Consider the following 25400-nt stretch of genomic DNA (forward strand, 5'->3'; position numbering starts at 1 on the left):
ACCGTGCCCGTCTGGCTCAGGAGCGTGGCGTGGTCTCGGTGTTGTCGTCCGATGATGCCACGGTGACCAACTCGGGTTCGTCGTCCTCCGTGTACGTGTCGCGCGAGTCTACCTCAGCCGCACGATCCGACGGCGCGCGGCCGAGCACGTACGGGCCGGGGAGCAGCCCGGCGTGGCGACGGTTCGCGACGACCCAGACGGCGACGCCGAGGACGATGGCGGCGAAGGACATCCAGACGTTGGTGCGGATGCCGAAGAACAGGAGGCTCGGGTCGGTCCGGATGGACTCGAAGACCGAGCGGCCGATCCCGTACCAGACGAGGTAGAACGCCAGGGCGCGGCCCCACTGCATCGGCGTCTTCCGCTCGATGAGCAGGAGGACGGCGACGCCGGCCAGCATCCAGATGATCTCGTAGAGGAAGGTCGGGTGGAACAGCGTGCCCTCGGGCAGGCCCACCGGGTAGGCGGGGTTGGTCGACTCGATCTCGAGGCCCCAGGGCAGGTCGGTCGGCAGGCCGAAGAGCTCGTGGTTGAACCAGTTGCCGAGGCGGCCGAAGGCCTGCGCGACGAGCAGCCCGGGTGCGAGTGCGTCCGCGAAGACGGAGAAGCGCAGGCCGGAGGCGCGGCAGCCCAGCCAGACGCCCACGGCGCCGAAGAGCAGGGCGCCGTAGATCGCGAGCCCGCCCTCCCACACGGCGAGGGCGCGCCACCACTCCTGACCGGCGAAGTAGTCGGCGGGGTGCGTGACGACGTGGAAGAACCGACCGCCGATGATCCCCAGCGGCACGGCGAAGATCGCGACGTCGATGACGACCCAGCGTTCGGCACCACGATCGGTGAGGCGCTTGTTCGTGAGGAGGACCGCTGCGACGATGCCCACGAGGATGCAGATCGCGTACGCGTGGATGCGGAGGGACCCGGGCAGGGCGGCGCCGAACGTCGAGTTGATCCAGCTCGTCAGGTCGAAGTACTGCCAGTCGACGGAGGGGCTCGGGATGCTCAGGGGAACGAACACGTTCGGGGCGCCTTTCAGGGGGGACTACGGGACGACGGCGGGCCGACGCGAGGACGACTCTAGCGCGGGCCGTCGTCGGCGTCGGACGTCAGCGACGGACGGCGGCGCCGGACGACAGGTCGGCGGCGACCTCGGCGAGGCGGGGCAGGCCGCCGTCGGCGAGGGCCCGGACGAACGCGGAGCCGACGATGGCCCCGTCGGCGTACTCGAGCACCTCGCGGACCTGCTGCGCGGTCGAGATGCCGAGGCCGACGCAGGCGTGCTCGACGCCCACGGCGCGCAGCCGGTCGACGAGCGTGTGGGCCGCGGAGTCGACGTCGGTCCGTGCGCCGGTGATGCCCATCGTCGAGACCGTGTAGACGAAGCCGCGGCTGCGCTCGACCGACTGGCGGAGGCGATCGTCGCTCGAGGACGGAGCGGCGAGGAACACGCGGTCGAGGCCCGTGGCCTCGGAGGCCTCGAGCCAGGCGGTTGCCTCGTCGGGGATGAGGTCGGGCGTGATGAGCCCTGCTCCCCCGGCGGCGGCCAGGTCGTCGGCGAAGCGCCGGACGCCGTACTGCTCGACCGGGTTCCAGTAGGTCATGACGACCACCGGTGCGGCGGTGCGCGACGTGATCTCGCGGACGGCGGTGAACACGTCGCGGACCCGGAAGCCCTCGGCCAGGGCCCGCTGCGTCGCCGCCTGGATCACGGGCCCGTCCATGACCGGATCGGAGTAGGGCAGGCCCAGCTCGATGACGTCGACGCCGTTCTCGGCGAGGGTGACGGCGGCCTCGATGCTCGTGGCGAGGTCGGGGAAGCCGACGGGCAGGTAGCCGATCAGGGCGCCGGTGCCCGCGTCGCGGCGGGCACGGATGGCCGTCGCGACCTTGCTGCCGGCCTGCGGGGCGGAGGTGGTGTCGGTCACAGCTGCTGCGCCTCCTCGTCGAGGACGCCGAAGTAGCGGCTCGCGGTCGCGACGTCCTTGTCGCCGCGGCCGCTCATCGAGACCAGGATCGTCCAGTCGGGGTGGCGCTGGCCGAGCTTGATGGTGCCGGCGAGGGCGTGCGCCGTCTCGATGGCGGGGAGGATGCCCTCGGTCTGCGTGAGCAGCTTGAACGCGGCCATCGCCTCGGCGTCGGTGACGGGCTCGTAGTGCGCGCGACCGCTCTCGGCGAGCCAGGCGTGCTCCGGCCCGACGCTCGGGTAGTCGAGGCCGGCCGAGATGGAGTGGCTCTCGAGGGTCTGGCCGTCCTCGTCCTGCATGAGGTACGACTTCGTGCCCTGGAGGTTGCCGATGCGGCCCAGCGTGATCGAGGCCGCGTGGCGACCCGTCTCGACGCCGTCGCCGCCCGCCTCGTAGCCCCAGAGCTCGACCGACGGGTCGTCGAGGAACGCGTGGAAGATGCCCATGGCGTTGGAGCCGCCGCCGACGCACGCCGTGACGGCGTCGGGCAGCCGGCCGGTGAGGGCGAGCACCTGCTCGCGGGCCTCTTCGCCGATGATCTTGTGGAAGTCGCGCACCATGGCGGGGAACGGGTGCGGGCCCGCCACCGTGCCGAGGACGTAGTGCGTGGTGTCGACGCTGGCGACCCAGTCGCGCATGGCGTCGTTGATCGCGTCCTTCAGGGTGCGCGAGCCCGTCGTGACCGAGACCACCTCGGCGCCGAGCAGGCGCATGCGCGCGACGTTCAGCGCCTGGCGCTCGGTGTCGACCTGGCCCATGTAGACGACGCAGGACATGCCGAAGAGGGCGGCGGCGGTCGCCGTGGCGACGCCGTGCTGGCCCGCCCCGGTCTCGGCGATGAGGCGGGTCTTGCCGAGCTTGCGGGCGAGGAGCGCCTGGCCGAGCACGTTGTTGATCTTGTGCGAGCCCGTGTGGTTGAGGTCTTCGCGCTTGAGGAGGATGCGCGCTCCCCCGGCATGCTCGGCGAAGCGGGGCACCTCGGTCACGATGGACGGGCGGCCGGTGTACGTCGCGTGCAGCGCGGCCAGCTCGGCCTGGAACTCGGGGTCGACGGCGGCGGCCTTGTAGGCGGCGTCGAGCTCGTCCAGCGCCGCGACCAGCGACTCGGGGACGAAGCGCCCGCCGAAGGAGCCGAAGTACGGCCCGGTCTCGTCTCGCAGTGCCACGGTCAGACCTCCAGGAAGCGGGTGAGCGCGTCGACGGGGTCGCCGTGCGTGACGAGGGCCTCGCCCACGAGCACGACGTCGGCGCCGGCGCGACGGTAGTGCGCCACGCCGGCGGGCGACATGACGGCGGACTCGGCGACGCGGGTGACGCCGGCGGGGATGGAGTCGGCCAGGCGGCCGAACAGGTCGGGGTCGAGCTCGAACGTCGAGAGGTCGCGCGCGTTGACGCCCAGCACCTCGGCCCCGGCGTCGAGGCCGCGAGCGACCTCGTCGGCCGAGTGCGTCTCGACGAGGGCGGTCATGCCGAGCTCGCGCACGAGGTCGTGCAGCTCGACCAGGCGGCCCTGCTCGAGTCCGGCCACGATGAGCAGCACCAGGTCGGCGCCGGCCGCGCGGGCCTCGAACACCTGGTACGGGTCGGCGATGAAGTCCTTGCGGAGCACGGGCACGTCGACGACGGCGCGGACGGCCTCGAGGTCGGCCAGGCTCCCCTTGAACTTGCGGCCCTCGGTGAGGACGCTGATGGCGCTCGCTCCCCCGGTCGCGTACGACAGGGCCAGGGAGGCGGGATCCGGGATCGCGTGCAGGTCGCCCCGTGAGGGGCTCGCGCGCTTGACCTCGGCGATGATCTTGACCCCGGCTGCGGGAGCGAGGGCGGCCCGGGCGTCGAGCGCGGGGGCACGGTCGAGCGCGGCGGCCTCGACGGCGGCGAAGGGCAGGGACTCGCGGCGGGCGTCGGCATCGGCCAGAGCGCCCGCGTACAGGTCGTCGAGCACCTAGTTGTGCGCCTTCGGCACGTAGCGGTGGCCGCCGACGCCGTAGCCGGCGCGTTTGAGCACGAGGCCGACGACGAGACCGACGAGCAGCAGCGCGGCCGAGGCCCAGACGACCCAGACGACGGCGAAGAAGAAGGCGACCGTGCCGATCGAGAAGGCGACCAGCATGATCACGACGGCCGTCCAGGCCGCCGGGGAGTTCCCGTGGCCGAGGTCGTCGGCGGTCTCGGTCTCGGCGGCTTTCGTCATCTGCTGGCTCACGGTGCTCCTCGGATCAGTGCGGTACGGGGCGAGTCTACCGGCTAGGTCGGTCGTCGGCGCCCGGACGGGCCCCGGCGTCGTCGACCGGCGCGGCCGGCTCGTCGGGGGCGACGAGGTCGGTCGGGTCGTCGGGGTCGGTGGGGTCGTCGCCGACGGAGAGGCTGTCCCACGTCGCGCTCGGGTCGCTCGCGGGGTCGGCGGGCACGAGCCGGGTGGCCGTGTACTTGCGCCCGGCCTGCGGCCAGGCACCCGAGGTGACGACGATCGCCACGCCGAGCAGCGCGGCGAGTACGCCGACGACGAGCGCGAGCCAGGGCCACGGGGTGGCCGATGTCGACGAGACGAGCGCGCGCAGGCTGTCCTGCCCGTCGACGCCGGTCGCGTCGGTGACGACGCTGCCGGAGGCGCGGACCGGGTCGGAGAGCGCGGTGCCCGCCGTCACGGCGATGCTGGCTCCGAGCGCGACCTGCAGCAGCCCGAGGACGACCCGGAAGACGCGCCCCGCGATCGTGAGGGCGCCCACGAGGGCCAGGGCGGCCAGGGAGAGCGCGGACACGGGCGACCCGGCGACGTCGCCGGCCGCGGTCAGGTCGAGCTGCCCGCCTTGCGGCGACTCGACCACGACGCCGAACCACGGCTGCGTCCAGGTGAGTAGGCCGACGCCGGCGAGGAGGACCCCGACGAGGATCGTGACGAGCTTGAGCCGTCGCGGCGCCATCAGCCGAGCCTCGTCATGGCGTTGGCCACGGCGACGGCACGGAGGGGGGCCGCGGCCTTGTTGCGCGCCTCCTGTGCCTCGGCGTCGGGGTCGCTGTCGGCGACGAGGCCGGCACCGGCCTGGACGCGGGCGATGCCGCCCTGCAGGAGGACCGTGCGGATCGCGATCGCGACGTCTGCCGAGCCGGCGAAGTCGAAGTAGCCGACCACGCCGCCGTACACGCCGCGCTGGGCCGGCTCGAGCTCGTCGATGATCTCGAGGGCGCGCGGCTTCGGCGCGCCCGAGAGCGTGCCGGCGGGGAACGTCGCGCGGAAGGCGTCGATGGCGTTCCGCCCGGGCGCGAGGTCGCCCTCGACGCTCGAGACGAGGTGCATGATGTGGCTGAAGCGCTCGACCTGCATGAACTCGGTCACCTCGACGGTGCCGGGCGTGCAGACCTTGAGCAGGTCGTTGCGGGCAAGGTCGACTAGCATGAGGTGCTCGGCCCGCTCCTTCTCGTCGCCGAGCAGGCGCTCGGCGTGCGCGCCGTCCTCCTCCGGCGTCGCTCCGCGGGGGGCCGACCCGGCGATGGGGTGGGTGAAGGCGCGTCGTCCGTCGACCTTGACCAGCGCCTCCGGCGACGAGCCGACGATCTGGTAGGGCTCGCCCGTGGCGTCCTCGAGGCTGACGAGGTACATGTACGGGCTCGGGTTGAGGGTGCGCAGCACGCGGTAGACGTCGAGGGCGTCGGCGGACAGCTCGTGGTCGAAGCGCTGCGAGACGACGACCTGGAACACGTCGCCGTCGACGATGAACTGCTTCGAGCGCTCGATCGCCTCCGCGTAGTCCGCCCGCGGCGTCCGGTCGACCGGTGCGGGCTGGACGCCCAGGTCGACGTCGGAGAGGAAGGCGTCGCTCGGTGCCGCCAGGCCCGTCTGCAGCCGGTCGAGGCGCGCCTGGGCGTCGGCCCAGAGCGCGTCGGCGTCGTCCACACCGTCGTTGAGGACCGTCGCGATCAGCATCACGGCGCCGGTGCGGTGGTCGAGCGCGACGAGCTCGGAGACGAAGCTGAGCGCCTGCGACGGGACCGTGAAGTCGGCGGGGGGCACGTCGGGGAGGTGCTCCAGCTCACGGACCGCCTCCCAGCCGACGAAGCCGACCAGGCCGCCCGTGAGGGGCGGGAGGTCGGGGATGCGCGGCGTCGCCCAGCGCTCGTGCAGGGCGGAGAGGACCTCGAGCGGACGACCGGTCGCACCGCCGAGGGCACGGTCGGTGTCGAGTCCGTGGCCCAGCCAGCGCACCTCGCCGTCGTGCGTCGTGAGGACGCCGAACGACGAGACGCCGACGAACGACCAGCGCGACCAGATGCCGCCCTGTCCGGCGGACTCGAGGAGGAACGTGCCGGGACGGCCGGCGGCGAGCTTGCGGTAGATGCCCACCGGCGTCTCGCCGTCGGCGAAGAGGTCGCGCACCACCGGGATCACCCGGTGGCCGTCGAGCAAGGCGTCGAAGCCCGCACGCGTGGTGGACGAGCGGTCAGCCACGGTCGGCCTCCGCTGCGGAGTCGGAGTCCGCGCCGCCCGGGCCCGCGTCGGTCGAGGAGGCGGTGGCCGGGCTGAGCGGGTCGACGTCGAAGCACGAGTGAGCGCCCGTGTGGCAGGCGGCCCCGATCTGCTCGACGGTCACGAGCAGGGCGTCGTCGTCGCAGTCGAGCGCGGCGGCCCGGACGAACTGGGCGTGGCCCGAGGTGTCGCCCTTGCGCCAGTACTCCTGCCTCGAGCGTGACCAGAAGGTCACTCGGCCCTCGGTCAGGGTGCGGCGCAGCGCCTCCTCGTCCATCCAGCCCATCATCAGCACGTCGCGCGAGTCGGCGTCCTGGATGATCGCGGGCAGCAGCCCGCTCGCGTCGAACCGGGCGCGCGCCACGACCGGCTCGACGGTCTCGCGGGTGAGGGGCTGGTCGGGCGCTGTCTGGTCGGTCATGGGGACTCCCGGTGTCATCGGACGACGGCGCCGGAGGCCGCCAGCTCGCGCTTCACGTCGCCGACGGTCAGCTCGCGGTTGTGGAACACGGAGGCGGCGAGGACGGCGTCGGCGCCGGCGGCCACCGCGGGCGCGAAGTGCTCGAGGGCACCGGCCCCGCCGGAGGCGATGACCGGGACGCGGCTGTTCGACCGCATCAGGGCCACGAGCTCGAGGTCGAAGCCCTGCTTCGTGCCGTCGGCGTCGATGCTGTTGACGAGCAGCTCGCCCGCGCCGCGCTCGATGGCCTCGCGTGCCCAGGCCACGGCGTCGATGTCGGTCTCGGTGCGGCCGCCATGCGTCGTCACGACGAAGCCGGAGGGCATGCGGGCCGATCGCTTGACGTCGAGGGAGAGCACGACGCACTGCGCGCCGAAGCGGTCGGCGATCTCGCCGACGAGCGCCGGGCGGGCGATCGCCGCGCTGTTGACGCCGATCTTGTCCGCGCCCGCCGCCTGGAGGCGCGCGACGTCGTCGGTCGAGCGGACTCCCCCGCCGACGGTCAGCGGGATGAAGACCTGCTCGGCCGTCGCGCGCACGACGTCGTAGGTGGTGGCCCGGTCGTCGACCGTGGCGGTGACGTCGAGGAACGTGATCTCGTCGGCGCCCTGCTCGTAGTAGGTGCGGGCGAGCTCGACGGGGTCGCCCGCGTCGCGCAGGTCGAGGAAGTTGACGCCCTTCACGACGCGCCCCGCGGCGACGTCGAGGCAGGGGACCACGCGGACCGCGAGGGACGGATCGGCGGTCGTCACGGTCAGAGCCTCGCGGCGTGGATCGGGCTCACGAGGATGGCCCGGGCGCCCAGGTCGTACAGGGCGTCCATCACCTGGTTGGTGTCGCCGCGCGGCACCATCACGCGGACGGCGGCCCAGTCGGCGTCGTGCAGGGGCGCCACCGTCGGCGACTCCATGCCCGGCGTCACCGCGGTCGCCGCGTCGAGGGCCGACACCGGCACGTCGTAGTCCATCATCACGTAGCGTCGCGCGACGAGGACGCCCTGGAGGCGGCGGTGCAGCACGTCGATGCCCGCGGCCTGCGCGTCGGAGGCGATCAGCACGGCGGTCGACTGCAGGATGACCGGCCCGAAGACCTCGAGTCCGGCGGCGCGGAGGGTCGTGCCCGTCTCGACGACGTCGGCGATCGCGTCGGCCACGCCGAGCTTGACGGCGCTCTCGACGGCCCCGTCGAGGCCCACGAGCTGGGCCTTGACGCCGGCGTCGCGGAGGAACGCGCCGACCAGGCCGACGTAGCTCGTCGCGACCCGGAGGCCCTCGAGGTCGGCCAGCTCGCGGAAGCGACCGGCCGGGCCGGCGAAGCGGAAGGTCGAGGAGGCGAAGTCGAGGGGCGCGATCTCGCCGGCGGTCGAGCCGGAGTCGAGCAGCAGGTCGCGGCCGGTGATGCCGACGTCGAGCGCACCCTGGCCGACGTAGGTCGCGATGTCGCGGGGCCGGAGGTAGAAGAACTCGACGCCGTTGCGCTCGTCGGCCTGGTAGAGCGACTTCGGGTCGCGGCGACCCTGGTAGCCCGCCTCGTGGAGCATCTGGCTGGCGGTCTCGCTGAGGGAGCCCTTGTTGGGCACTGCTACGCGGAGCATGGTGGTGAGCTGTCCGTTCTGGGGCCGCCGGTCGGCGGCGTCACGTCGTGAGGTGGTGGGGACGGGCTCAGAGATGTCGCCACACGTCGTCGGGGGTCAGGCCCTTGGCGATCATGAGCACCTGCACGTGGTAGATCAGCTGCGAGATCTCCTCAGCCGTGGCGACGTCGCCTTCGTACTCGGCGGCCATCCACACCTCGGCCGCCTCCTCGACGATCTTCTTGCCGATCTGGTGGACCCCGGCGTCGAGCTCGGCGACGGTGCCGCTGCCCTCGGGACGGTCACGGGCCTTGTCGCTGAGCTCGGAGAACAGCTGGTCGAAGGACTTCACGACGACAAGGCTACCGTCGCCGCGGCCGCCCTCAGCGCGGCGATGCGCTCGGCGGGCTCGCCGCCGTAGACGGCCGACCCGGCGACGACCGTGTCGGCGCCGTTCTCGACGGCCGTCACGATCGTGTCGAGCCCGATGCCGCCGTCGACCTCGAGCCAGACGTCCAGGCCGGAGGCGCGGACCGCCTCGCGCGCGCGAGCCAGCTTGGGCATCGTCTCGGGCATGAACGACTGCCCGCCGAAGCCCGGCTCGACCGTCATCACCAGGATCATGTCCCACTCGTCGAGGGTCTGCAGGTAGGGCTCGAGGTCGGTGCCGGGCTTGACGGCGACGGACGCACGCGCCCCGGTGCTGCGGATCGCCCGCGCGGTCGCCACCGGGTCGGCGGCGGCCTCGGCGGAGAACGTCACCGAGAAGGCGCCGAGCTCCGCGTAGCGCGGCGCCCAACGATCGGCGTCCTCGACCATGAGGTGAACGTCGAGCGGCACCGGGCTGACCTGCTGGAGTCGCTCGACGACCGGCAGGCCGAGTGTCAGGTTGGGCACGAAGTGCCCGTCCATCACGTCGACGTGGACGAGGTCCGCGTCGGAGATGCGGGCGAGGTCGCGCTCGAGGTTGGCGAAGTCGGCCGAGAGGATGCTGGGGCTGATGCGAACGGACACCGGACGATCTTACCGGCGACGCGCCTCCTCGGCCCCAGGCCGTCTCGTGCCCCAGGCCCTCTCGTGCCTCGGGCCCTCTCCTGCGTCAGGCCTTCTTCTGCACGAGGGCGACGAACATGGCGTCCGTGCCCTGGCGGTGGGGCCACAGCTGGACGTAGGGCCCGGAGGCGAGGTCGACCTCGCCCACGGCGACCCGGGCGACGGCCTCGGGGCCGTCGAGCAGCTCGACGTCGTCGCGGCGACGAAGCCCGGACTCGACGATCGCCCGGGTCTCGGCGAGGTGCGGCGAGCAGGTGACGTAGGCGAGCAGGCCGCCCGGCGCGAGCGCGTCGAGGGCGCTGGCGAGGAGGTCGGCCTGGAGGCGGGTGAGCTCGCCCACGTCGCCGGGCTGCTTGCGCCAGCGCGCCTCCGGACGACGGCGGAGGGCCCCGAGGCCGGTGCACGGCGCGTCGAGCAGGATGCGCTGGTAGCCGCCGGGCTCGTCGACGCCGAAGCGGACGGCGTCGCCCTCCCGGACGTCGACGTCTCCGGGGACGGCCGCGAGTGCCTGGCGGACCAGCCCCACGCGGGCCGGCACGAGCTCGTTGGCGACGAGGTGCGCACCGACCCTGGCCGCCTCGGTGGCGAGCAGCGCGGCCTTGCCGCCGGGGCCCGCGCACATGTCGAGCCAGCGCTCGCCGGGCGAGGCGTCGTGGTGCCGGCTCAGCAACAGGGCGGCGAGCTGCGAGCCCTCGTCCTGGACACGGGCCCGGCCCGTCCGGACGACGGGCTGCTGGGCAGGGTCTCCCCCGGCGCTGACCCGCGCGAGGGGGGAGAGCAGGGCGTCGTCGCCGCCGAGCTCGGACGGCTCGGCGAGCCCCGGCAGCGCGACGAGGCTGACCCGCGGCGGCACGTTGTCCGCGGCGAGCAGGTCGACGAGCTCGTCCTGTCGGCCCTCCGCCGCGAGCGAGCGGCGCAGGGCTCGGATGACCCACACCGGGTGCGACCACTCGGCGGCGAGCCGGTCGTCGTCGCTCGTCGCGGCGGCGAGCACGCGCTCGCGCCACTCGTCGGAGGTCGAGCGGCCGACCGTCCGGAGGACGCCGTTGACGAAGCCCGTGCCGGCGCGGCTGCCGACCTGGCGCGCGAGCTCGACCGACTCGTCGACCGCCGCGTGCGCGGCCACCCGCGTCGACAGCAGCTGGTGCACGCCGAGTCGGAGCACGTCGAGCAGGGCCGGGTCGATCGCATCGGCCGGGCGCCGGGCGGCGAGGGCGACGACGCGGTCGTAGTAGCCCGACATGCGGAGCGTGCCGTAGGTCAGCTCGGTCGCGAGGGCGGCGTCCTGCGCGTCGAGGCCGGCGCGGACGATGCGAGCGGGCAGGAGCAGGTTGGCGTAGGCGTCGTCGTCGGCGACGGCACGCAGCACGTCGAGGGCGACCTGGCGGGCGGGCTGGACGCGGCTCACGCGGGGGCCTCCTCGTCGGTCGTGGTGGTGCTCGTCACGGGGCTCGTGGTCAGCAGCACGTCGTCGGTCGACGGCAGCCCGCGGCTCCAGTCGGCCCCGGCCATCGGCTTCTTGCCGGGCGGCTGGACGCGGACCAGCTCGAGCGGTGAGGTGCCCGTGCCCACGTGGAGGCGGCGGCCCCGGAGCGCGATCCGCCCCGGTGCGAGAGGCTCACCGTCCGCTGTCGCGGCGTCGACGTCTGCGCCCGCGCCTGCGTCCACGGCACGGAGCTCGAGCACCTTGAGCCGGGCGTCGCCGAGCGGCAGGTGCGCGCCCGGCTCGGGCGTCGTGCCCCGCCAGCGGTCGAGCACGCGACCGGCGGGGAGCGAGAGGTCGAGCGCGCCGTCGTCGAGGACGAGCTTGGGGGCGAGGGTCACCTCGCCCACCTGGACGAGAGGCTCGGCCGTGCCCGCGGCGAGCCGGTCGACGACGTCGCCGAGGAGGTCGGCGCCGCTCGCCGCGAGCTCGTCGAGCAGCGCCCCGGCCGTCTCGGTGCCGTCGAGGGGTCGCTCGAGGGCGCCGAGCAGGTCGCCGGCGTCGAGCTCCGGCACGAGCTGGAACACCACGGCGCCCGTGCTCTCGTCGCCGGCCATCAGCGCGCGCTGCACCGGGGCGGCCCCGCGCCAGCGCGGGAGCAGGGAGAAGTGCAGGTTGACCCAGCCGAGCCGGGGCGCGGACAGCACGGGCTCGCGCAGCAGGGCGCCGAAGGCGACCACCACCCCGAGGTCGGCGTCCAGGGCGGTGATCCGCTCGGCCACCTCCTCCGTGATCCGCCGCGTCTTGACGACCGGCAGCCCGAGGCGCTCGGCCTCGAGGGCGACAGGGGTCGCGGTGAGGACACGGCGACGGCCCTGGGGCGTGTCGTCACGGGTGACGACGGCGACCACCTCGTGCTCGCTCGCGGCGAGGGCGGTCAGGGACGGGACGGCGGCCGACGGGCTGCCGGCGAAGACGAGGCGCAAGGGATTCCTGGAGGTCAGTCGGTGAACGGCTCGACGTCGTCGAACCGCACCCTGAGTGTAGGCAGCCCCCGGCCGCGCCGGGAGCCGATCGCCTTGCGGCGCTCCGTCGCGGCGCGGATCACCTGGGACCGCAGCACCTGCGCGACGTCGTGCCCGCTGGCGTAGTCGAAGCGCACGATCGCGCGGACGCCGGCGTCGGGCACGTCGACCGGCCCCAGGGTCTCCTTGCGGACGCCCTCGGGCAGCTCGTCGAGGGCGCGGGCGACGGTCTCGACGCCGCCCGTGACGGTCGCGACGCGGACGGCCGGCGGGAACCGCAGCTCCCGCCGGTCGGCCAGCTCGCCGGACGCGTACCGGGCGAGTTCCCACGTCGCGAGCGAGGAGGCGATGACCCCGCCGACCCCGACCAGCACGATCGGCGCACGGCGCGCCGCCAGTGCGGCCGCGTTGGCCCACCAGCGGAGGCAGTCCTCGGCGACCCGGAGGCTCTCCCGCGCGAGCATCCTCTCGCCGTCGAGCAGCAGGACGGCGCGGTAGCCGCCGGGCGCGATCGGCTCGGCCCCCCGCGTCGCGACGACGATCGCGGGCTCGGAGTCGACGTGCGTCACCAGGCGGGAGCCGTCGGACACGATGACGCGCACCCCCGGGAAGGCCTTGCCGAGCTCGTCGGCCGTGCGGGACGCGCCCGTGCCGACCGACTTCATCGCCGTGCCCTCGCAGGTCGAGCAGCGCCAGCCGACGGCGAGGGCGCCGCACCACGAGCAGGCCGGCTGGGCGCCCTGCGCCCGCTGGACGAGCGGCCCGCCGCAGCGCGTGCACCGGGCTGTGTCTCCGCACTCGGTGCAGGCCAGGCGCGGCGAGTAGCCGGGGTGGGCAACCTGCACCAGCACCGGCCCGTGCTCGACCGCGGCCCGCGCCTCCGTCCAGGCCGTCGAGGGGATCCGCGCCTGGGCGGCGAAGCCGTCCTGGGCCGCCTGCTGGGATGTGGGCACGACGTGGGGCTGGTAGCGGGGGTCGGGGCGGACCTCGGCCAGGAAGCCGATCTCGACGAGTCGCTGCACGTCGGTGCTCCGCGCGTGGCCGAGGAACACGAGCGCGGTCTGCTGCTGGGACTGCCGCACCAGCGCGGTGTCCCGCGCGTGCACGTACGGGCTCAACGGCTCGCCCATCAGGGGGTCGCCGTCGTCGAAGACGACGATCAGGCCGAGGCGCGCCGACGGCGCGAGGAGCACGGACCGGTTGCCGACGAGCACGAGCGGCTGGTCGCCCCTCGCCCGCAGCACCGAGCGGTAGCGGTCGGCGTTCGACTGCTTCGAGTCGAGCCGCACCACGCTCTCCGCGGGCAGCAGCGCGGCCAGGGCCCGCAGCACCTGGTCCTCGTCCCGGTGGTCGGGCACGGCGACGACCGCGTTCTCGCCGGCGGCCAGGGCCACCGTCGCGAGCTGGGCGACGGTGACGGCCCACCGGCCGACCCACGAGCCGTCGGGCAGCTCGTCGAGCAGCGGCACGGCGTCGACTGCGGCGCGGCCGCGGGCCGCGACGATGCCCGCGAGCTGGTCGGCGCCGTAGCCGGTCACGTCGGAGGCGACGACGACGGGGTGCGAGACCGTCTCGCCCAGCTCGGCGGAAGCCGTCGCGGCCGCGAGCACCTGCTTCTCGACCCTCGCCTGGCGGGGCGGCACGGCCAGGCGCAGCACGTCGCTCGCGGAGCCGCCCGCCCGGTCGGCCACGGCCCTGGCCAGGGCGTACACCTCGGGCGCGAGGACGGAAGCGGTCGAGACGATCGCCTCGACCTCGCTCAGCTCGCCCCCGTGCGCCGACGACTCGACGACCTCGACGACGAACCCGTCCGCGATGCGCCCGGCTGACCGGAGCGGGACCTTGACGCGGATGCCGGGCACGACGTCGTCGCGCAGGTGCGACGGGACGGCGTAGTCGAAGAGCCGGTCGAGCTGCGGCAGCGGCGACTCGACCAGCACCCGCGCCACGGCGCGCGGTGACGGCCGCTCGCTCGCGACGGGCACGGTCACGGGCGACGGGTCAGAGACCGGCGGCGGCCCGGAGCGCGTCGACGCGGTCGAGGGCCTCCCAGGTGAACTCGGGCAGCTCGCGGCCGAAGTGGCCATAGGTCGACGTCGTCGCGTAGATCGGCCGCAACAGGTCGAGGTCACGGATGATCGCCGCCGGCCTCAGGTCGAAGACCGCCTTGACTGCCTCGATGATGACGTCGTCGGCTACGTGGCCGGTGCCGAACGTCTCGACGTAGAGCCCGACGGGGGCCGCCCGGCCGATGGCGTAGGCGATCTGCAACTCGATGCGGTCGGCCAGGCCCGCCGCGACGGCGTTCTTGGCGACCCAGCGCATGGCGTAGGCAGCCGAGCGGTCGACCTTCGACGGGTCCTTGCCCGAGAACGCGCCGCCCCCGTGGCGGCTCGCGCCGCCGTACGTGTCGACGATGATCTTGCGGCCGGTGAGGCCGGCGTCGCCCTGCGGGCCGCCGATCTCGAACCGACCCGTCGGGTTGATGATGAAGCGCGTGTCGGTCGAGTCGAGCCCGGCCTCGTCGAGCACCGGGCGCACGACGTGGGCGATCACGTCGGCCTCGAGCTGCTCGGTGGAGACGCGCGGCGAGTGCTGGGTGGAGACGACGACCGTGTCGACCGTCCGCGGGACGACGCCGTCGTAGCCGACGGTGACCTGGGTCTTGCCGTCGGGCCGCAGGTAGTCGAGTTCGCCGCTCTTGCGGACGTGCGCCAGGCGCTCGGCCAGCCGGTGGGCCAGCCAGACGGGCAGGGGCATGTACTGCGGCGTCTCGTTGGTGGCGTAGCCGAACATGATGCCCTGGTCGCCGGCGCCCTGGCGGTCGAGAGCGTCGTCGGAGGTGCCGCCCCGCGCCTCCAGCGCCGTGTCGACGCCCTGGGCGATGTCGGGCGACTGGGCGCCGATGGAGACCTCGACGCCGCAGGTGCGGCCGTCGAAGCTGACGGCCGAGGAGTCGTAGCCGATGCCGACGATGAGGTCGCGGACGATCGTGGGGATGTCGACGTAGCCCTTGGTGGTCACCTCGCCGGCCACGTGCACCAGCCCGGTCGTGACCATCGTCTCGACGGCGACCCGGCTCTGCGGGTCGACCGCGAGCAGCGCGTCGAGGATGCCGTCGGAGATCTGGTCGCAGATCTTGTCGGGGTGGCCCTCGGTGACCGACTCGGACGTGAAGAGCCGGAGGCTCGTCGAGGCGGTCGTGCTGCTGGCGGGTGTCACGTCGGTCGAGGTCACAGGTGCTCCGGGGTCGAGGGCGAGGGCAGGGTCGACGGCGTCAGGCGCCGTCGGACGCGGCGAGGCCCCGCGGGACGGTCTCCCAGGGGGCCTCGTTCGATGCTACGGCCGCCCACCGTCACTGTCGCTGGACGACGGGGACCGTGGGCGATCGCGGGGGGACTACTCCGCGGCGGCGGGCAGGGGCTTGGCCTCGAGCTTGTCCTCGTTGATCTCGTGCATGGCGACCGAGAGCGGCTTGTCGTCGATGGTGCTGTCGACGAGCGGGCCGACGTTGTCGAAGAGGCTGCCCTCGTGCAGGTCGGCGTAGTAGTCGTTGATCTGACGTGCGCGCTTCGACGCGAAGATGACGAGCGCGTACTTCGACTCGACCTTCGAGAGCAGCTCGTCGATGGGCGGATCGATGATGCCCTTGTTCTTGTCGGCCATGGGTACTCCTCGTTGTGGGGTTCTGTCAGGCACCGGCAGGTGCGGAGATCGGGGCGCGAGTCACGCCCGCGGGCGTGCGTCCTCGGGCGCAGTCATCAATTCTACGACCTCGCGGGCCGCTTCGGGCACGTCGTGGTTCACGACCTTCACGTCGAACTCGTCCTGGGCCGCCAGCTCGACCTTCGCGGTCTCGAGTCGGCGCTGCTGCTCGGCCGCGTCCTCCGTGCCCCGGCCGATCAGCCGGCGGACGAGCTCGTCCCACGTGGGCGGCAGGAGGAAGACGAGGACGGCCTCGGGCATGGCCGTGCGGACGAGGCGCGCACCTTGCAGGTCGATCTCGAGCAGGACGCTCCGCCCGGCCTGCAGGGCGGCGTCGATCGGGGGCCGCGGCGTGCCGTAGCGGTACGAGTTGTGCACGGTGGCCCACTCGAGCAGCTCGCGCTCGCGGATCATCCGGTCGAACTCGGCGTCGTCGACGAAGTAGTAGTGCACGCCGTCGACCTCGCCCGGTCGCGGCGCCCGGGTGGTCGCGGAGATGGAGAGGTGCACGTCGGGGTAGTTCTCGCGGATGTGGGTCGAGACCGTGCCCTTGCCGACGGCCGTCGGGCCGGCGAGGACGACGAGCCGCGAGCGCACGCGCCCCCGGGCCTCGCGCACGGCGAGCCAGTCGCCGAGGATGCGGCGCTGCCGGACGCCGAGGCCGCCGACGCGCTTGGACTCGGCGATGCCGAGGTCGGTCATGATGCGGGCGACCCGGGTGGGCCCGATGCCGGGGATGCTCGTGAGGAGCTCGCGGACGCGCAGCGTCGCCTCGGGGGCCGTCGGCTCGCCGGCCCAGGCGGCATCGGCGACGTCGAGCGCGGTGCGCCGGCGCTCGGCGACCGATGCCTTGACGGCGGCGCGGGCACGACGGGCGGCGACCGCGGCCCGGGCGGCGGCGGCACGGTCGACCGGCGGCGGGGTCATGCGAGGCACGAGCGCACCTCCTCCGCGGCGTCGCGGACGGCAGCGGCCATCCCGTCGGGGCCCGCTGCGAGGACGCCGCGGGAGGTCGAGACGAGGACGGTGCGTGCTGCCGCGCCGTAGAGGGCCGTCAGGTCGGAGACGCGAGCCCCCTGGTGGCCGAAGCCGGGGGCGAGGACGGGTACACCGGTCAGCGCCGCCGTGTCGATGCCATACGACGCGAGGTCGACGGTCGCCCCGAGCACGAGGCCCACGGAGCCGAGTCGGGTCTCCCCCGCTGCCTGGTCGTCGTCTCGCACCTGGTCGACGATACCTGCCGCCAGGGTGCGCGACGTGCCGACGGGGCCGGTGACCAGTGCCGTCTGGCCGGCCCGCGCCTCCGGGTTGGAGGTGGCCGCGAGGACGAACACGCCCGCGCCGACCCGCCGGGCCCGGTCGATCGTGCCCCGGAGCGAGCCGAAGCCGAGGTACGGCGACACCGTCAGGGCGTCGACGCGCAGGGGCGAGTCGGGCGAGAACCACGCGTCGGCGTAGCCGTCCATGGTGCTCCCGACGTCGCCGCGCTTGGCGTCCCCGATCACGAGGAGACCGGCGTCGCGAGCTGCCGCGAGGACGTCCTCGAGGGCCGCGAAGCCCGCCGACCCCCAGCGCTCGTAGAAGGCGACCTGGGGCTTGACCACCCCGGCCGACCCCACGGTCGCCTCGACCGCGCGCAAGCCGAGCTCGCGGACGCCGGAGGCGCTGGTCGGCAGCCCCCACTCGTCGAGGAGCCAGGGGTGCGGGTCGATGCCGACGCAGAGCCCGCCGGTCGTCTCGAGCACGTCCGCCAGGCGGGCGCCGAAGGAGGCGGCCGCCCCGCCGACCGCGACGGCGGGGGCAGCAGGGTCGGCCGTCACCGCCGTGCCGCCCGCGCCAGACCGTAGTCCTGCAGGCTCGTGACCTCGAACGGCGTGTGGATCGCCTCGATCGACGCCACCGCCGCGCCGAGCTGTGCGATGGTCGTGAAGAGGGCCTTGTCGGCCGCGACGGTCGCGGCGCGGATCTCGTAGCCGTCGGCGCGGGCGCTCGAGCCGCTCGGCGTGTTGATCACGATGTCGACCTCGTCGCGGTTGATCAGGTCGACGACGCTCTCGCCGCCGGCGCTGAACTTGCCCACGATCTCAGCAGCGATGCCGTTGCGGATGAGGACGGTGGCCGTGCCCTCGGTCGCGAGCACGCGGAAGCCGAGCTGCTGGAGGCGCAGGACGGGCAGCACGATCGCCCGCTTGTCGCGGTCGGCCACGCTGACGAAGACGGTGCCCGTCGTGGGCAGCCCGCCGTACGCCGCCGTCTGGCTCTTCGCGAAGGCGCGGGGGAAGTCGCGGTCGATGCCCATGACCTCGCCGGTCGAGCGCATCTCGGGGCTGAGGACGCTGTCGACGACCTGCCCCTCCTTCGTGCGGAACCGCTTGAACGGGAGCACCGCCTCCTTGACCGAGATCGGGGAGTCGAGCGGGACGTCCGAGCCGTCCTGGGCGGGCAGCAGCCCGCTCTCGACGAGCTCGCGGATGCTCTGGCCGACCATGACGAGCGACGCCGCCTTGGCGAGCGGGATGCCGAGCGCCTTCGAGACGAACGGCACCGTGCGGCTCGCCCGGGGGTTGGCCTCGATCACGTAGAGGACGCCGGCCGCGATCGCGAACTGGACGTTGAGCAGGCCGCGGACGCCGACGCCCTCGGCGATGGCCAGGGTGGCCTCGCGGACGCGGTCGATCTCGCCCTTGCCGAGCGTGACCGGGGGCAGGGTGCAGCTCGAGTCGCCCGAGTGGATGCCCGCCTCCTCGATGTGCTCCATGACGCCGCCGACGTAGAGCTCGGTGCCGTCGTAGAGGGCGTCGACGTCGATCTCGACGGCGTCGTCCAGGAACCGGTCGACGAGCAGCGGCGCGTCCGGGCCGATGATCGCCTGGTCGCTGACCCGGACGAAGTAGTCGGCGAGCGACGGGCTGTCGTAGACGATCTCCATGCCGCGGCCGCCGAGCACGTACGACGGACGCACGAGGACGGGGTAGCCGATCTCTTCTGCGACGTCGACGGCGCTCTCGTAGTCGGTCGCGGTGCCGTTGCGGGGGGCCAGCAGGCCCGCCTCGTCGAGGATCGCGGAGAACAGCCCCCTCTCCTCGGCCGAGTCGATGGCGTCGGGCGAGGTGCCGAGGATCGGGACGCCGGCGGCCTCGAGGCCCTTCGACAGGCCGAGGGCCGTCTGGCCGCCCAGCTGGACGACGACGCCGACGAGCTCGCCGCTGGCGGACTCGGCGTGCACGACCTCGAGGACGTCCTCGAGGGTGAGCGGCTCGAAGTAGAGCCGGTCGCTCGTGTCGTAGTCGGTCGAGACCGTCTCGGGGTTGCAGTTGACCATGATCGTCTCGTAGCCCGCGTTGCTCAGCGCGAAGCTGGCGTGCACGCACGAGTAGTCGAACTCGACGCCCTGGCCGATCCGGTTCGGGCCCGAGCCGAGGATGATCACCTTGCGGCGGTCGCTCGGCGCGACCTCGGTCTCGAGGTCGTAGCTCGAGTAGTGGTACGGGGTCAGGGCGGGGAACTCGCCGGCGCAGGTGTCGACCGTCTTGAAGACGGGGCGCACGCCGAGCGACCAGCGCAGCTCGCGCACCTCCTGCTCGCCGAGGCCGCGCAGCTGGCCGATCTGCACGTCACTGAAGCCGTGGTCCTTGGCGTGCGCGAACAGGTCGGCGTCGAGCTCCGCCGCGGCGGCGATCTCGTCGGCGACCTCGTTGATCAGCACGACCTGGTCGATGAACCAGGGGTCGATCGCGGTCGAGTCGAAGACTTGCTCGGCCGTGGCGCCGGCACGGAGGGCCTGCTGCACGGTGACGATGCGGCCGTCGGTGGGCGTGTGCGCCAACGTGAGGAGCGCCTCCACGTCGCCGGGCTCGCCCTCCCAGTGGAAGCTCGATCCGCGCTTCTCGAGCGAGCGCAGCGACTTCTGCAGCGCCTGCGTGAAGTTGCGGCCGATGGCCATCGCCTCGCCGACGCTCTTCATGGTCGTGCTGAGGGTCGTGTCGGCCGCCGGGAACTTCTCGAAGGCGAACCGTGGCACCTTGACGACCACGTAGTCGAGGGTCGGTTCGAAGGAGGCGGGCGTCACCTTGGTGATGTCGTTCGGGATCTCGTCGAGGCGGTACCCGAGCGCCAGCTTCGCGGCGATCTTGGCGATCGGGAAGCCCGTCGCCTTCGACGCGAGCGCACTGGAGCGCGAGACGCGCGGGTTCATCTCGATGACGATGACGCGGCCGTCGGCGGGGTCGATCGCGAACTGGATGTTGCAGCCGCCCGTGTCGACGCCCACGCGACGGATGATGTCGATCGAGATGTCGCGGAGGTTCTGGTACTCGCGATCGGTGAGGGTGAGCGCAGGGGCCACCGTGATCGAGTCGCCCGTGTGCACGCCGACCGGGTCGACGTTCTCGATCGAGCAGACGACGACCGTGTTGTCGGCGGTGTCGCGCATCATCTCGAGCTCGTACTCCTTCCAGCCGAGGATGCTCTCCTCGAGCAGGACCTCGGTGGTCGGGCTCTGGTGCAGGCCGTCGGTGACCATGCGGACGAGCTCGTCGCGGGTGTACGCGAAGCCCGAGCCGAGGCCGCCCATCGTGAACGACGGACGGATGACGAGCGGGTAGCCGAGGTCCTCGGCGAAGTCGACCGCCTCCTCGACGGTGTGCGCGATGTACGACTTCGCGACGTCGGCGCCCGACTCGAGCACCAGCTCCTTGAAGAGCTGCCTGTCTTCGCCCTTCTGGATCGCCTCGACCTTGGCGCCGATCAGCTCGACGCCGTGCTTGGCGAGGATGCCCTCCTCGTCGAGCGCGATGGCGGCGTTGAGCGCCGTCTGGCCGCCGAGGGTGGGCAGGATCGCGTCGGGCTTCTCCTTGACGATGATCGCCTCGAGGACCTCGGACGTGATGGGCTCGACGTAGGTGGCGTCGGCGAAGTCGGGGTCGGTCATGATCGTGGCCGGGTTCGGGTTCACGAGGATGACGCGCACGCCCTCCTCGCGGAGGACGCGGCACGCCTGGGTGCCCGAGTAGTCGAACTCGGCCGCCTGGCCGATGACGATCGGCCCGGAGCCGATGACGAGGACCGAGTTGATGTCTGCGCGCTTGGGCATCAGTTGCTGCTTTCGAGGTCGGAGCCGAAGTCGACGGGCTGGCCGGACTTGCGCGCCACGACCGCCTCGCGGAAGCGGTCGAAGAGGTGGTTGCTGTCGTGGGGCCCGGCTGCCGCCTCGGGGTGGTACTGCACCGAGAAGGCCGGGATGTCGAGGGCGCGGAGGCCCTCGACGACGTTGTCGTTGAGGCTGAAGTGGCTGACCTCGACGCGGCCGAAGCCGGCGGGCGAGTCGAGCACGCCCTCGACGGGCGCGTCGACCGCGAAGCCGTGGTTCTGGCTCGTGATCTCGACCTTGCCCGTGGTCTTGTCGAGCACCGGCTGGTTGATGCCCCGGTGGCCGAAGGGCAGCTTGTACGTGTCGAAGCCGAGGGCCCGGCCGAACAGCTGGTTGCCGAAGCAGATGCCGAAGTAGGGCAGGCCGTCACGGAGGGCGCCGCGCAGCAGCTCGACCTGGGCGTCGCTGGCCGCGGGGTCGCCGGGACCGTTCGAGAAGAAGAGGGCGTCGGGCGCGAGGGCGCGGAGCTGCTCGGACGTCGTGTCCTGCGGGAGGACGTGCACCCGGAAGCCGCGCTGGGCGAGGTAGCGCAGCGTCGAGGTCTTGACCCCCAGGTCGAGCACCGCGACCGAGCCGACGAGCTCGCCCTCGGCCTCGAGCACGTAGGGCTCGACCGTCGAGACCTGGCTCGAGAGGCTGAGGCCGCGCATGTCGGCCGAGCCGCGCACGAGGGCGAGCTGCTCGTCGTCGCCGAGCTCGGAGTCGGGTCCGCTGAAGACCCCGCCGCGCATCGAGCCGACGTCGCGGAGGCGACGGGTCAGCGCGCGGGTGTCGATGCCGCGGATGCCCACGACGCCGTCGGCCACGAGCTGGTCGTCGAGGCTGCCCTGGGCTCGGTGGTTGGAGACGACGCGGCTGGCGTCGCGGACGACGAAGCCCGAGACCCAGATGCGACGCGACTCGGGGTCTTCGTCGTTGACGCCCGTGTTTCCGATGTGCGGGGCCGTCATGACGACGATCTGGCCCGCGTAGGACGGGTCGGTGAGGGTCTCCTGGTAGCCGGTCATGCCGGTGGCGAAGACGGTCTCCCCGAGCGTCCGCCCGACGGCGCCGTAGGCGCGGCCGGCGTAGCGGGTCCCGTCTTCGAGCACCAGGACGGCCCGGGTGGTGGTGGACGCGTCAGTCAATGGTCTGCTCTCCTGTGGTGGTGCCGGCCGTGGGGGCCGAGGTCGTGATGGTGCGGACGGCGTCGACGAGCGGGCGGGGGTCGTCCGTGACGCGCAGGTAGGTGTCGACGTCGGTGTCGCCGAGGCTCCAGGCGACGAGCACGAGCCCGTCGGTCTCGACCACGCGGTCGATGGTCCAGGTCGCGCGGCCGACGTCGCGGATCGAGGAGGCGCGGATCAGCTTCGCGGGCTCGCCCGCGATCTCGAGGCGGACGCCCTCCCGGTGCACCGAGATGACGGCCCTGCCCCGGAAGCCCAGCCCGCCGACCACGATCCGGTCGAGCGGGTCGCCGGCCCGGGTCGTCGCGACGTAGAAGCCGTCGTGCTCGACGAGGGCCGTCGACAGGGCGTCGGGAGCCGTCTCGGGCAGGGCGATGTCCGCCTGTCGTCGACCTCGCGCCCGCCAGGAGCGGACCATGAGGAGGACGACGAACACGAGCAGGACGAGGATGCCCGCGCCGATCACCCAGCGGTTCACGGGGCGCCCGCCGGCTCGGGGGCGGCCAGCACGGCCGCCGCGGCCACGCGTGCGGCGCGGTCGGCGATCTCGCGCTCGTCGACGACGAGGCCGTCACGGACGGTGGCGTAGCCCTGGTGCAGCGTCGCGACGACCTGCCCGGGCAACGTGTGCCCGAGGAAGGGCGAGTTGCGGCTGCGGCCCGCGAGGTGCTCGGTGCCGAAGGTCCTGCTCACCCCTCGATCGTAGAGGGTCAGCTCGGCGGGCTCCCCGACGGCCAGCGGTCGTCCGTGCCCCTCGACCTGCCCGATGCGCGCCGGTGCGACCGACAGCACGCGGGCCACGTCCGCCCAGCCGATCAGGCCCGTCTCGACCATCGTCCGGTGCACGACGGAGAGGGCGCTCTCGAGGCCGACCATGCCGTTCGCGGCGGCGTCCCACTCGCAGTGCTTCGCCTCCGAGGTGTGCGGGGCGTGGTCGGTGGCGACGATGTCGATCGTGCCGTCGGCCAGGGCCGCCCGGAGCGCCTCCACGTCCTCCGCCCGGCGGAGCGGCGGGTTGACCTTGTAGCGCGAGTCGTAGCTCGAGACCAGGTCCTCGGTGAGGAGGAGGTGGTGCGGCGTGACCTCGGCGGTCACGTCGATGCCCCGTGCCTTGGCCCAGCGGACGACCTCGACGCTGCCTGCCGTCGAGACGTGGCACACGTGCAGGCGGGCGCCGACGTGGTCGGCGAGCAGGACGTCGCGGGCGATGATCGACTCCTCCGCGACGGCGGGCCAGCCGCCGAGCCCGAGCTCGGCCGACAGGGCGCCCTCGTTCATCTGGGCCCCCTCGGTGAGGCGAGGTTCTTGCGCGTGCTGGGCCACGACTCCCCCGAAGCCCTTGACGTACTCGAGCGCGCGGCGCATGAGCAGGGGGTCGGAGACGCAGTGGCCGTCGTCGGAGAAGACGCGGACGGCCGCACGGGACCGGGCCATGGCGCCGATCTCGGAGAGCCGGCGGCCCTCGAGGCCCTGGGTGACGGCGCCGATCGGTCGGACCGTGACGTAGCCCGCGCGCTCGCCGCGGGCCTGCACCTGCTCGACGACGCCCGCGGTGTCGGCGACCGGCGAGGAGTTCGCCATGGCGTTGACCGCGGTGAAGCCGCCGGCGGCGGCCGCGCGGGACCCGGTGAGGACGGTCTCGGCGCCCTCGCCGCCCGGCTCGCGGAGGTGCGTGTGCAGGTCGACGAGGCCGGGCAGCGCGAGCAGGCCGTCGGCGTCGATCACCTCGGCCCCCGTGGCGCTGAGGCCGGAGCCGAGCTCGACGACGACGCCGTCGCGGACGAGGACGTCGGTACGGGTGCCGTCGACGGTCTCGACGGCGCGGATCAGGTGGGTGGTGGTCACAGGGAGTCCTCCCGGTCGCCGGCGAGTGTGAGGTAGAGCACGGCCATCCGGACGGCCACGCCGTTGCCGACCTGCTCCCGCACGGTCGAGCGGGGCGAATCGGCGGCGTCGTCGCCGATCTCGAGGCCGCGGTTCATCGGGCCGGGGTGCATGACGAGCGCCGCGGGCGGCAGTGACCGGAAGCGCGCCGCCCCGAGGCCCCAGGAACGCCCGTACTCGCGGGCGTTGGGGAAGAACGCCTCGGCCATGCGCTCCTGCTGGATGCGCAGCATCATGACCACGTCGGGCTGCACCCGGGCGATCGCCTCGTCGAGGTCGTAGTGCACGTCGACGCCCAGGCGGCTGACGTCGACCGGCAGGAGCGTGGGAGGCGCCACCACCGTCACGTGGGCCCCGAGGGTCCGCAGCAGCCACGCGTTCGACCGCGCGACCCGCGAATGCAGGATGTCGCCGACGATCAGCACCTCCAGGCCGTCGAGGTCCCGGCCGCGGCTCGCGTCGCCGTGGACCCGACGGCGCATCGTGAAGGCGTCGAGCAGGGCCTGCGTCGGGTGCTCGTGCGTGCCGTCGCCCGCGTTGACGATCCCGGCGTCGACCCAGCCGCTGTCCGCGAGGACGCGGGGCGCCCCGGACGCCGGGTGCCGGATGACGATGCCGTCGGCGCCCATCGCGGCCAGCGTCTGTGCCGTGTCCTTGAGGGACTCGCCCTTCGAGACGCTCGATCCCTTGGCGGCGAAGTTGATGACGTCGGCGCTGAGGCGCTTCGCCGCCGCCTCGAACGAGATGCGGGTGCGGGTGCTGTCCTCGTAGAAGAGGTTCACGACGGTCGTGCCGCGCAGGGTCGGCAGCTTCTTGACCTGACGGGTCGAGACGTCGGCCATGTCCTCCGCGACGTCGAGGATCCGCAGGGCGTCGTCTCGACCGAGGTCGGCGGTGCTGAGGAGGTGCTTCACGAGTCGGCACCGCCCTCGATGGCGACGAGCTCGTCGTCGTCGACGCCGCGCAGCCGCACGAAGATGCGCTCGGCCGCCGACGTGGGCAGGTTCTTGCCCACGAAGTCGGCGCGGATCGGGAGCTCGCGGTGGCCCCGGTCCACGAGCACGGCGAGGCGGACGGCCCGGGGGCGTCCGAGGGCGCTGAGGGCGTCGAGGGCGGCGCGGATGGTGCGGCCGGAGTAGAGCACGTCGTCGACGAGGACGACGGTCGCGCCGTCGATGCCGCCGTCGGGCAGGCGGGTGGGCTGGCTGGCCCGCGTCGGGTTGCGCCGCAGGTCGTCGCGGTACATGGTCACGTCGACGGAGCCGGTCGGGACGGCGACGCCGGAGATCGACGAGAGCTGGGCGCCGATCCGCTCGGCGAGGACGACGCCTCGCGTGGGGATGCCCAGCACGACGAGGCCGTCGGGGCCCCGGTTCGACTCGAGGACCTCGTGGGAGATGCGCGTCAGGGCGCGCGTGATGTCAGCCTGACTCAGCACGGTGCGTGTGCTCAATCGGACCTCCTTCCCCGCCTCTCAGGACGGAACTTAAAGGACGTCGGTGGTGGTGCCGGCTCGGTCGCCCCCGTCGAGGGTGCCCG

Annotated in this window: 25 protein-coding genes; all 25 read right to left on the bottom strand. The window is 73.2% G+C overall.

Features of this window, described 5'->3' with window-relative positions; genetic code table 11:
* Nucleotides 1-16: 16 nt before the first annotated feature.
* Complete coding sequence (lgt, locus tag EDF20_RS01790; protein ID WP_243833333.1) at nucleotides 17-1015, bottom strand: prolipoprotein diacylglyceryl transferase; 999 nt, start codon at nucleotides 1013-1015, stop codon at nucleotides 17-19.
* A gap of 88 nt (nucleotides 1016-1103) precedes the next feature.
* Entirely contained in the window at nucleotides 1104-1871 is a 768-nt protein-coding gene (gene trpA, locus EDF20_RS01795) for a tryptophan synthase subunit alpha (RefSeq protein ID WP_243833398.1), read from the bottom strand.
* Between the two features lie 47 nt (nucleotides 1872-1918).
* The gene (trpB, locus tag EDF20_RS01800; protein ID WP_133737528.1) at nucleotides 1919-3127 is read right to left on the bottom strand and encodes a tryptophan synthase subunit beta; all 1209 of its coding nucleotides are present in this window, start codon (nucleotides 3125-3127) and stop codon (nucleotides 1919-1921) included.
* Nucleotides 3128-3129: 2 nt separating this feature from the next.
* A complete protein-coding gene (gene trpC, locus EDF20_RS01805) occupies nucleotides 3130-3903 on the bottom strand; it encodes an indole-3-glycerol phosphate synthase TrpC (protein ID WP_133737529.1) in 774 nt (257 codons plus the stop codon).
* Nucleotides 3904-4152, bottom strand: a complete 249-nt coding sequence (locus tag EDF20_RS01810; protein WP_123547220.1) for a DUF6704 family protein — start codon at nucleotides 4150-4152, stop codon at nucleotides 3904-3906.
* 46 nt (nucleotides 4153-4198) lie between these two features.
* Entirely contained in the window at nucleotides 4199-4882 is a 684-nt protein-coding gene (locus tag EDF20_RS01815; RefSeq protein ID WP_133737530.1) for a Trp biosynthesis-associated membrane protein, read from the bottom strand.
* The gene (locus EDF20_RS01820) at nucleotides 4882-6405 is read right to left on the bottom strand and encodes an anthranilate synthase component I (protein WP_123545873.1); all 1524 of its coding nucleotides are present in this window, start codon (nucleotides 6403-6405) and stop codon (nucleotides 4882-4884) included. The genes EDF20_RS01815 and EDF20_RS01820 overlap by 1 nt, the downstream gene beginning before the upstream one ends.
* The gene (hisI, locus tag EDF20_RS01825) at nucleotides 6398-6844 is read right to left on the bottom strand and encodes a phosphoribosyl-AMP cyclohydrolase (RefSeq protein ID WP_133737531.1); all 447 of its coding nucleotides are present in this window, start codon (nucleotides 6842-6844) and stop codon (nucleotides 6398-6400) included. Before hisI ends, EDF20_RS01820 begins: the two co-directional genes overlap by 8 nt.
* 14 nt (nucleotides 6845-6858) lie before the next feature.
* Nucleotides 6859-7635 (bottom strand): imidazole glycerol phosphate synthase subunit HisF, encoded by a 777-nt coding sequence (hisF, locus tag EDF20_RS01830; RefSeq protein WP_133737532.1) that lies wholly within the window; start codon nucleotides 7633-7635, stop codon nucleotides 6859-6861.
* A 2-nt stretch (nucleotides 7636-7637) separates the two neighbouring features.
* On the bottom strand, nucleotides 7638-8477 hold the full coding sequence (gene hisG / locus EDF20_RS01835) for an ATP phosphoribosyltransferase (protein ID WP_133737533.1): 840 nt from the start codon (nucleotides 8475-8477) through the stop codon (nucleotides 7638-7640).
* Between the two features lie 67 nt (nucleotides 8478-8544).
* Nucleotides 8545-8808 carry a phosphoribosyl-ATP diphosphatase gene (locus tag EDF20_RS01840; protein WP_123354635.1) on the bottom strand — a complete coding sequence of 88 codons (264 nt, stop codon included), beginning with the start codon at nucleotides 8806-8808 and terminating at the stop codon, nucleotides 8545-8547.
* The gene (rpe, locus tag EDF20_RS01845; protein WP_133737534.1) at nucleotides 8805-9470 is read right to left on the bottom strand and encodes a ribulose-phosphate 3-epimerase; all 666 of its coding nucleotides are present in this window, start codon (nucleotides 9468-9470) and stop codon (nucleotides 8805-8807) included. Before rpe ends, EDF20_RS01840 begins: the two co-directional genes overlap by 4 nt.
* Nucleotides 9471-9555: 85 nt before the next feature.
* Nucleotides 9556-10917 (bottom strand): transcription antitermination factor NusB, encoded by a 1362-nt coding sequence (locus EDF20_RS01850; RefSeq protein ID WP_133737535.1) that lies wholly within the window; start codon nucleotides 10915-10917, stop codon nucleotides 9556-9558.
* A complete protein-coding gene (locus EDF20_RS01855) occupies nucleotides 10914-11918 on the bottom strand; it encodes a methionyl-tRNA formyltransferase (protein WP_133737536.1) in 1005 nt (334 codons plus the stop codon). The genes EDF20_RS01850 and EDF20_RS01855 overlap by 4 nt, the downstream gene beginning before the upstream one ends.
* 14 nt (nucleotides 11919-11932) lie before the next feature.
* Nucleotides 11933-13948, bottom strand: a complete 2016-nt coding sequence (locus EDF20_RS01860; protein WP_243833334.1) for a primosomal protein N' — start codon at nucleotides 13946-13948, stop codon at nucleotides 11933-11935.
* A 10-nt stretch (nucleotides 13949-13958) separates the two neighbouring features.
* On the bottom strand, nucleotides 13959-15179 hold the full coding sequence (gene metK, locus EDF20_RS01865) for a methionine adenosyltransferase (protein WP_133738075.1): 1221 nt from the start codon (nucleotides 15177-15179) through the stop codon (nucleotides 13959-13961).
* 177 nt (nucleotides 15180-15356) lie between these two features.
* Complete coding sequence (rpoZ, locus tag EDF20_RS01870) at nucleotides 15357-15623, bottom strand: DNA-directed RNA polymerase subunit omega (protein WP_123545886.1); 267 nt, start codon at nucleotides 15621-15623, stop codon at nucleotides 15357-15359.
* 60 nt (nucleotides 15624-15683) lie between these two features.
* A complete protein-coding gene (gene gmk, locus EDF20_RS01875; protein ID WP_133738076.1) occupies nucleotides 15684-16589 on the bottom strand; it encodes a guanylate kinase in 906 nt (301 codons plus the stop codon).
* Nucleotides 16586-17482, bottom strand: a complete 897-nt coding sequence (pyrF, locus tag EDF20_RS01880) for an orotidine-5'-phosphate decarboxylase (protein ID WP_133737537.1) — start codon at nucleotides 17480-17482, stop codon at nucleotides 16586-16588. The genes gmk and pyrF overlap by 4 nt, the downstream gene beginning before the upstream one ends.
* Entirely contained in the window at nucleotides 17479-20754 is a 3276-nt protein-coding gene (gene carB / locus EDF20_RS01885) for a carbamoyl-phosphate synthase large subunit (RefSeq protein WP_133737538.1), read from the bottom strand. Before carB ends, pyrF begins: the two co-directional genes overlap by 4 nt.
* Complete coding sequence (gene carA, locus EDF20_RS01890; protein WP_133737539.1) at nucleotides 20754-21938, bottom strand: glutamine-hydrolyzing carbamoyl-phosphate synthase small subunit; 1185 nt, start codon at nucleotides 21936-21938, stop codon at nucleotides 20754-20756. The genes carB and carA overlap by 1 nt, the downstream gene beginning before the upstream one ends.
* Nucleotides 21931-22455: a hypothetical protein gene (locus tag EDF20_RS01895; protein WP_133737540.1), complete on the bottom strand. Its 525-nt coding sequence runs from the start codon at nucleotides 22453-22455 to the stop codon at nucleotides 21931-21933. The genes carA and EDF20_RS01895 overlap by 8 nt, the downstream gene beginning before the upstream one ends.
* A complete protein-coding gene (locus EDF20_RS01900) occupies nucleotides 22452-23822 on the bottom strand; it encodes a dihydroorotase (protein ID WP_133737541.1) in 1371 nt (456 codons plus the stop codon). Before EDF20_RS01900 ends, EDF20_RS01895 begins: the two co-directional genes overlap by 4 nt.
* Nucleotides 23819-24775, bottom strand: a complete 957-nt coding sequence (locus EDF20_RS01905) for an aspartate carbamoyltransferase catalytic subunit (RefSeq protein WP_133737542.1) — start codon at nucleotides 24773-24775, stop codon at nucleotides 23819-23821. The genes EDF20_RS01900 and EDF20_RS01905 overlap by 4 nt, the downstream gene beginning before the upstream one ends.
* Nucleotides 24772-25314: a bifunctional pyr operon transcriptional regulator/uracil phosphoribosyltransferase PyrR gene (gene pyrR / locus EDF20_RS01910; RefSeq protein ID WP_133737543.1), complete on the bottom strand. Its 543-nt coding sequence runs from the start codon at nucleotides 25312-25314 to the stop codon at nucleotides 24772-24774. Before pyrR ends, EDF20_RS01905 begins: the two co-directional genes overlap by 4 nt.
* Between the last annotated feature and the right edge of the window lie 86 nt (nucleotides 25315-25400).

Origin of the sequence: Frigoribacterium sp. PhB116 (genome assembly GCF_004364285.1) — a bacterium.
Lineage (GTDB): Bacteria > Actinomycetota > Actinomycetes > Actinomycetales > Microbacteriaceae > Frigoribacterium.